Consider the following 6,646-nt stretch of genomic DNA (forward strand, 5'->3'; position numbering starts at 1 on the left):
AGTGAATTATTTGCAACTACCACCTTGAAATCATCATTATATATAATTATTGAAGATACTGTATTTGCAACTATTAAGTTTTTTTCATTTACATTTTGGTTTGTTAAACTTTCATCTGTTAATTTAATAGTATTGCAATTATTAACTGCAATATTTCCATACTTAATTATAATTTCATTTGTAAAATTATTTTTTATTATGTTTGAATCATAAAATTCATTATTAATATTAATATTTACACCCGAACATTCAATAATTGAAATTTTTGCCCTATTTGCATAGCTACCTGATGTAATTTGACTAGAGTTAAATGAATAAATACCTAAATTAAATCCAGTAATCTCAAATTTCATCCCTGGAAATCCAGCGATTGTGATATTAGCATTAAAGTTAATAGTTGTACTAGGTGTTTGTGGCATAATTTGCAATGATTTGCCAATAGTTAATGCCGCTTCGTTGTATGTTCCTGAAGCCACAATAATTCGGTCACCATTAACTGCCGAATTTACAGCAGAAGTAATAGTAGTAAATAAAGTTGTACCATTGCCCGCAGATAAATTTGGGTTTACAAATCGGTCAATAGCAAAAAGCGAGGAGAAAGTAAAAAGTGTTAAAAAGGTAAAAATGTTTTTCATAATTAATATTATTAGTTTTTTATTTTAAATGATCACAAAACACTAAAGCTTTGCAAATTCTCTTACTTTTAGGACATTTTCTTAGACCTTGAGAAAAGGATTGATGTTTTATAATTTGAGTGATTACTTTATTGACTGACTGGCACGTATCTTTGTGATTAACAATTTTGGGATGTGTCCGAAGCCAAACATCTAATGAGTTAGGTTTGCGATGATTTGTTAATGTTACTTTGTTAGAGCCAATAATTAAGTAGTTTAATTTATTCAGTTGGAAATAGTGAATTAAATCCTGAATAGGAATGGTTGTATTATTGGCATGTGGTAATATTATTTCATTCATAAGTCATTTTTATAACTATGGATAACAAAAATACTGTACTGCGGCATGAAAATTTAACAAAAAAGTTTCTTTAATTAATTAAATTATTCTAATTTGGAACTATTAATTCTTATTATCATGATACAACAACCCGAAACCAAGATTAAACAAATACGTGAATTGAAAAATTTTACGCAAGAGTATATGGCACAACAATTGGGCTTATCGACCCGTGCCTATAGTAAAATTGAATCGGGTGAAACACAATTAACCATCAATCGATTAAATGAAATTTCGGCTATTTTACAAGTTCAACCCATGGAAGTTTTAGGTTTTGATGACAAAAAAGTTTTTAATTTTTACAATTCAAGTGACATTAATAATGTAAAAAATATGAATGTTCCAGAAAAATTGATTCAACAATACGAAGAAACCATACAAGCCTTAAAAGAGCAAATTGCCGTAATGAAGTTGTTGATGGAAAAATAATAAATCCTAAAAACTTTAAAATAAATAGGTTTAATTCATGCTACATGGTATTCTTTGCATAGCTAGGGATAGCGAACTGAGAGTAGGCTGTACAGAATAGACTCTAGAAAAAAGAGAAAAGAGAATAGAAAATAGACTATAGAAACCTGTGGATCCAAGGATGTAAAGGTTTTTTTGTTTTTAAATACGTATAAAAAGATCATTGTAAATACTCCCAAAAATTATCTTTATTAACTACTAACGTTTCTTTTGGGTGGTATTTTTCTGTAAATGATTTAGTGAAATTTACTTTTTTATTGGGGTTATATTTTATTTCATAGGCTGAAATTTCATTTTCTATGATTTCGATAAAATCAATTTCTGCTTGTTGTGTGTTTCTCCAGTAATGTGTTTTACCGTAAAATCCGTTATAGTTAAGTTGCTTCATTTTTTCACTGATAAAGAAGTTTTCAAACAAGGCACCTACATCTTGTCTGGATTGAAGAGGATTAAATTGACCTATGATGGCATTACGTATCCCATTATCATAAAAATAAATTTTAGGTTTTGCAGTGATTTCATTTCGTTGGTTTGTTGAAAAAGGATGCAATCTAAAAATGACATACACTTTCTCCAATAAATCAATATAATTCACAACAGTCATGCGATCTACGCCCAAGATTTTTGCTAATTCGTTATAGGAAACCTCATTACCAAGTTGTAACGCTAACGCATTTAATAATTTTAAAAGTAAATCGGGCTTTTTGATGTTGACCAATTCTAATATATCTTGATACAAATAACTGCTCGAAAGTTGTAGCAATATCTTTTGTTTATGAGTCTCTGTAACTACTTCTGGATACATTCCATAGATTAAAAATTCTTCTAAGCGCGCATAAGCATTGGCAAATGAATAGTGATTTCTAACTTCATTCCACGATAAGGGAAACAGTTGATGTTCCCATTTTCTTCCTGTCAGCGGTTCATTTATTTGATTCCCCAAATCAAGTGAAGAAGAACCGGTAAGTATAAATTGCTTGTTTAATTTCGCATCAACCAACATTTTTATCGCCAAACCGATATTCTCAATTCGTTGCGCTTCATCAATAACAATTGTATCATAGTCCATAACCAACTGCAACAAAAATTGAAAATTAGCAGTAGCTATTTGTAATCTTGTCTGTGGATCATCTCCATTAAGAAACAAGGTTTTTCTACCGTCTACTATTTTTTGAATTAACGTTGTTTTACCTACTTGTCTTGGACCAATAACAACAATAGCTTTTTTATGGTCGCAATCGGCAATTAAATTTTGTGTTATAGTTCGTGTTATCATACATCAAATGTAATAAATAATGAATGAAACCACAAAATATTATATTTTTTTATGTTTTAAACCCTAATAAATTATATTTATGGGGAAAAGAAAATAGAGAAAAGGCTATAGAAAATAGAGAATAGATTATAGAAAATAGAGAAAGGAAAATAGACTATAGAAACCTGTGGATCCAAGGATGTACAGGTTTTTTTGTGGGATATATAAAACGTTGGGGATGCTCTTTTGTGATTCAATGTTGGGAAAGTTTGCATAGCAGCGAGATTTTACACAACGGCTAATCACTAGACACTAGACACCAATCACCAGTCACCAATCACCAGTCACCAGTCACCATTCACTAATCACTAGTCACCAGTCACTAATCACCAGTCACTAATCACTCCCAAAGTATCATTACTAATTGCTATTCCACATACAAAACCAATCCCTTTAAATAGTGTCCTTCGGGATGGTAAATGTTGATCGGATGGTCAGGGCCTTGGGTGAGTTTATGCAATACGCGAATGGTTCGTCCCGACTCGATGGCTGCGGCAGCAACGGTATTGTAAAACAACACTTCATCGATTACTTGGGAGCAGGAAAAGGTAAATAAAATTCCTTTGGGAGCTAATGCTTTAAGTCCGGCCACATTCAAGCGTTTGTAGGCTTGTGTGGCGGTATGCTTGCTTTTGATACTTTTGGCAAACGCTGGCGGGTCCAAGACAATTACATCATAGTTTTGGTGATGATTGCGCATAAACTCAAAAACATCTGCCGCCACTGCGGTATGATTGGCTCCAGGAAAATTGAGTTCCATATTGCGAGAAGCTAAGTCCACTGCTTTTTGAGAAATATCGACAGAGGTGACCAACTCAGCACCCGAATTCATCGCATAGATGGAAAAACCACCCGTATAGCAAAAGGTATTGAGTACTTTTTTGTCTTTGGAAAAGGCGCCCAATAGTTTTCGGTTATCACGTTGGTCCAAAAAGAAACCGGTTTTCTGCCCTTCGACCCAGTTTACATGAAAGGAAATGCCATTTTCTTGTGCGATGGTTTCGGAGGTATTTCCAAGCACAAAATAATCGGTCCCCGTATTTGGTAAAGTACTTGAACTTTTGCAAAAGATAGTTTTGCAATGTTTTGGAAAAGTATTTTGAACCGCCTGAGCAATGGCTTCTATTTGTAAAAAAATTCCGGTTGAATGCGCCTGGAGCACCCAATGGTTATTATAAAAGTCAACAATCAACCCAGGAATGCCATCGCCTTCACCATGAATGACGCGAAAAGCATTGGTTTGGGAAAAATCAAAAAGCTGTCTTCGCAGTTCCCATGCCGCTTCTAATTTTTCTTTCCAAAAATCTGCCGTAAATGATTCTGTCCCAAAAGTGAGTAAACGGACAGTTATACTGCCTTTATCGCTGAAATAGCCTGTGCCCAAATGTTCATTATCCGCATCGACCACATCGACCAATTCACCATCATTGATTTCTTGGGTTACGCCATATATAGCACCGCTAAAAACCCACGGGTGGCGGCGTTGAATGGATTTTTCTTTTCCTTTTTTTAATATAACTTTTGGAAGCATAGTTTGATTTGAAAATGAAAAAATTTGAAAATTTGAAAATGAAGCTAAATGACAAGACCATTTTCAAATTCTCAAATCTTCAAATGGATTAATTATATACTCATCTCCGGCACTTCACCTTCAATGATTAATTCCGCTTCGGTCGCTTGAATGATTTCGTCTACCGTTACGCCGGGAGCGCGTTCCAATAATTTAAATCCGTTGGGAGTGACTTCCAAAACAGCCAATTCGGTGACGACTTTTTTCACGCAGCCCACACCGGTTAATGGAAGCGTACATTTTTTAAGAATTTTTGATTCTCCCGCTTTATTTACGTGCATCATGGCAACAATGATATTCTCGGCAGAGGCCACTAAGTCCATTGCGCCTCCCATTCCTTTTACCATTTTACCTGGGATTTTCCAATTGGCGATATCCCCGTTTTCGGCCACTTCCATAGCACCTAAAATCGTGAGATCTACTTTTTGGGCACGAATCATCCCAAAACTAAAGGCCGAGTCAAAGAAACTGGCCCCTGGAAGTGTGGTAATGGTTTGTTTTCCAGCATTGATGATGTCGGCATCTTCTTCACCTTCAAAGGGAAACGGACCCATACCGAGTACACCATTCTCCGATTGAAATTCAACCGAAATATCGGTACGTACATAATTGGCTACTAAAGTCGGAATCCCAATCCCGAGATTCACGTAGTAACCGTCTTGTACTTCTTTTGCAATTCGTTTTGCAATTTGATTTTTATCTAACATAATTTGATGATTTGATAATTTGATAATTTGAAAATTAAGTCTTCTTGCTAGAAGAAATAATTTTAGATAAAATCAAATTTATTGATTGTATTTCTTTGATTAATTCTTCATTTGGATTTGGGTAAAATTCAGACTCTTTACATAAACTTAGCCAATATTGAATTTCATCAGCTTCTTTAGCTGCAATTTTAAATTTATGAATAAAATCAGCTTTGCTTTCAGCATTTTGAGCTTCTCTTATATTGGCTCCAATAGAGGTTCCACATCTGAAAATTTGCGAAGCCATTTCAAAACGATTTATTTGACGAATTTCTTCAGAAAAGGCGATGATTTTTAAAGCAAACTCAAAACTCTTATTTACTATTAAATTATCTTTATCATTCCTCATCTTCAAATTTTCAAATCAACTCATTTTCAAATTTATTTCTGTCTAACGGTGCGTTGTTCAATTCGTTTTTCAAATTTTTCACCTTGGAAAATGCGTTGTACCATAATTCCGGGAATATGAATTTGGTTGGGGTCTAAGGTTCCAGCGGGGACCAATTCTTCTACTTCAGCGATGGTGATTTTGGCGGCACCCGCCATAACCGCATTAAAATTACGAGCGGTTCCTTTGAAAATGAGATTCCCAGCTTCGTCGCCTTTCCAGGCTTTTACGATGGAAAATTCGGCGTTGTAAGCCAATTCCATCACGTGCATTTTACCGTTGAACTCACGGGTTTCTTTGCCTTCTGCAACTTCGGTTCCGTAGCCTGCTGGCGTAAAAAACGCAGGAATACCGGCTTGGGCAGCGCGGCATTTTTCGGCTAGTGTTCCTTGTGGGGTGAGTTCGACCTCTAATTCGCCCGACAGCATTTGACGTTCAAATTCGGCATTTTCCCCCACATACGACGAAATCATTTTTTTGATTTGGCGTTTTTGAAGCAATAAACCAAGGCCAAAATCGTCAACCCCTGCATTGTTGGAAATACAAGTCAGGTTCGTCGTTCCTTTTTGTACCAATTCGGCAATACTATTCTCGGGAATACCACAAAGTCCGAAGCCACCCAACATAATGGTCATGCCGTCTTCGATGCCTTGAAGGGCTTCGGCAACCGAGTTTACTTTTTTATTAATCATGAAGAAAATTCGTTGGTTTGTGGCGTAAATTTAGGAAATAAAGCCCAAGAATAGGGGAAAGCGCCAAAAAAAATCCTGCCCCAATTGGAGCAGGATTTTGGTATTTAGCCCTATTGGAAACGGCATCCCTATTACGAAGTGGAGGGACCTGCCTTTTTCGGCAGACAGGTACAGCAGACAGCAGGAAAAAGCTTTTAATTATATCCCATTAAATTCATCCAGATTTTGATCATCGACCGGATCGACGGCTGTGGAATCGGTGTGTGTAGATGAGCCGCGCGGACTCCAGCAATCTACTTTAATATTAAATCCTTCGGGTTTTATGAATTCGTCTTTGGAGACTTGTAAGTCGGGATCTTCGTAGCATTTTTCCATGAAATACCCCCAAATTGGTAAAGCGGCTGTGGCTCCTTGTCCGTAGGTGATGCTTTTGAAACGTGCTGATCGGTCTTC

8 protein-coding genes and 1 pseudogene are annotated in these 6,646 nt (G+C 35.8%); 1 reads left to right on the top strand and 8 read right to left on the bottom strand.

What is annotated here, in order from left to right; all coding sequences use genetic code 11:
• Nucleotides 1-635, bottom strand: a 635-nt coding sequence (locus Q0037_RS00585; protein ID WP_297513817.1) for a hypothetical protein, incomplete at its 3' end; no start/stop codon positions are given.
• A gap of 19 nt (nt 636-654) precedes the next feature.
• Nucleotides 655-975 carry a hypothetical protein gene (locus tag Q0037_RS00590; RefSeq protein WP_297513819.1) on the bottom strand — a complete coding sequence of 107 codons (321 nt, stop codon included), beginning with the start codon at nt 973-975 and terminating at the stop codon, nt 655-657.
• 117 nt (nt 976-1,092) lie between these two features.
• Here Q0037_RS00590 and Q0037_RS00595 point away from each other — a divergent pair, with 117 nt between their 5' ends.
• Nucleotides 1,093-1,443 carry a helix-turn-helix domain-containing protein gene (locus tag Q0037_RS00595; RefSeq protein WP_297513822.1) on the top strand — a complete coding sequence of 117 codons (351 nt, stop codon included), beginning with the start codon at nt 1,093-1,095 and terminating at the stop codon, nt 1,441-1,443.
• 199 nt (nt 1,444-1,642) lie between these two features.
• Here the strand turns inward: Q0037_RS00595 and Q0037_RS00600 are convergent, their stop codons facing one another.
• The 6 genes and pseudogenes from Q0037_RS00600 to Q0037_RS00625 form a co-directional block, all read right to left on the bottom strand.
• On the bottom strand, nt 1,643-2,758 hold the full coding sequence (locus Q0037_RS00600) for an ATP-binding protein (protein ID WP_297513825.1): 1,116 nt from the start codon (nt 2,756-2,758) through the stop codon (nt 1,643-1,645).
• 406 nt (nt 2,759-3,164) lie between these two features.
• Complete coding sequence (locus tag Q0037_RS00605; protein ID WP_297513828.1) at nt 3,165-4,328, bottom strand: class I SAM-dependent rRNA methyltransferase; 1,164 nt, start codon at nt 4,326-4,328, stop codon at nt 3,165-3,167.
• Between the two features lie 92 nt (nt 4,329-4,420).
• A complete protein-coding gene (locus Q0037_RS00610; protein WP_297513830.1) occupies nt 4,421-5,074 on the bottom strand; it encodes a CoA transferase subunit B in 654 nt (217 codons plus the stop codon).
• Nucleotides 5,075-5,108: 34 nt separating this feature from the next.
• Nucleotides 5,109-5,462 (bottom strand): four helix bundle protein, encoded by a 354-nt coding sequence (locus Q0037_RS00615; protein WP_297513833.1) that lies wholly within the window; start codon nt 5,460-5,462, stop codon nt 5,109-5,111.
• Nucleotides 5,463-5,494: 32 nt separating this feature from the next.
• Nucleotides 5,495-6,193: a CoA transferase subunit A gene (locus Q0037_RS00620; RefSeq protein ID WP_297513836.1), complete on the bottom strand. Its 699-nt coding sequence runs from the start codon at nt 6,191-6,193 to the stop codon at nt 5,495-5,497.
• Between the two features lie 198 nt (nt 6,194-6,391).
• Nucleotides 6,392-6,646, bottom strand: a pseudogene (locus Q0037_RS00625) (penicillin-binding protein); the annotation flags it as partial.

Origin of the sequence: Flavobacterium sp. (genome assembly GCF_027482425.1) — a bacterium.
Lineage (GTDB): Bacteria > Bacteroidota > Bacteroidia > Flavobacteriales > Flavobacteriaceae > Flavobacterium.

Coding starts and splice junctions, on each gene's coding strand:
- Q0037_RS00590 (WP_297513819.1), bottom strand. CDS start 975: ATGAATGAAATAATATTACCACATGCCAATAATACAACCATTCCTATT.
- Q0037_RS00595 (WP_297513822.1), top strand. CDS start 1,093: ATGATACAACAACCCGAAACCAAGATTAAACAAATACGTGAATTGAAA.
- Q0037_RS00600 (WP_297513825.1), bottom strand. CDS start 2,758: ATGATAACACGAACTATAACACAAAATTTAATTGCCGATTGCGACCAT.
- Q0037_RS00605 (WP_297513828.1), bottom strand. CDS start 4,328: ATGCTTCCAAAAGTTATATTAAAAAAAGGAAAAGAAAAATCCATTCAA.
- Q0037_RS00610 (WP_297513830.1), bottom strand. CDS start 5,074: ATGTTAGATAAAAATCAAATTGCAAAACGAATTGCAAAAGAAGTACAA.
- Q0037_RS00615 (WP_297513833.1), bottom strand. CDS start 5,462: ATGAGGAATGATAAAGATAATTTAATAGTAAATAAGAGTTTTGAGTTT.
- Q0037_RS00620 (WP_297513836.1), bottom strand. CDS start 6,193: ATGATTAATAAAAAAGTAAACTCGGTTGCCGAAGCCCTTCAAGGCATC.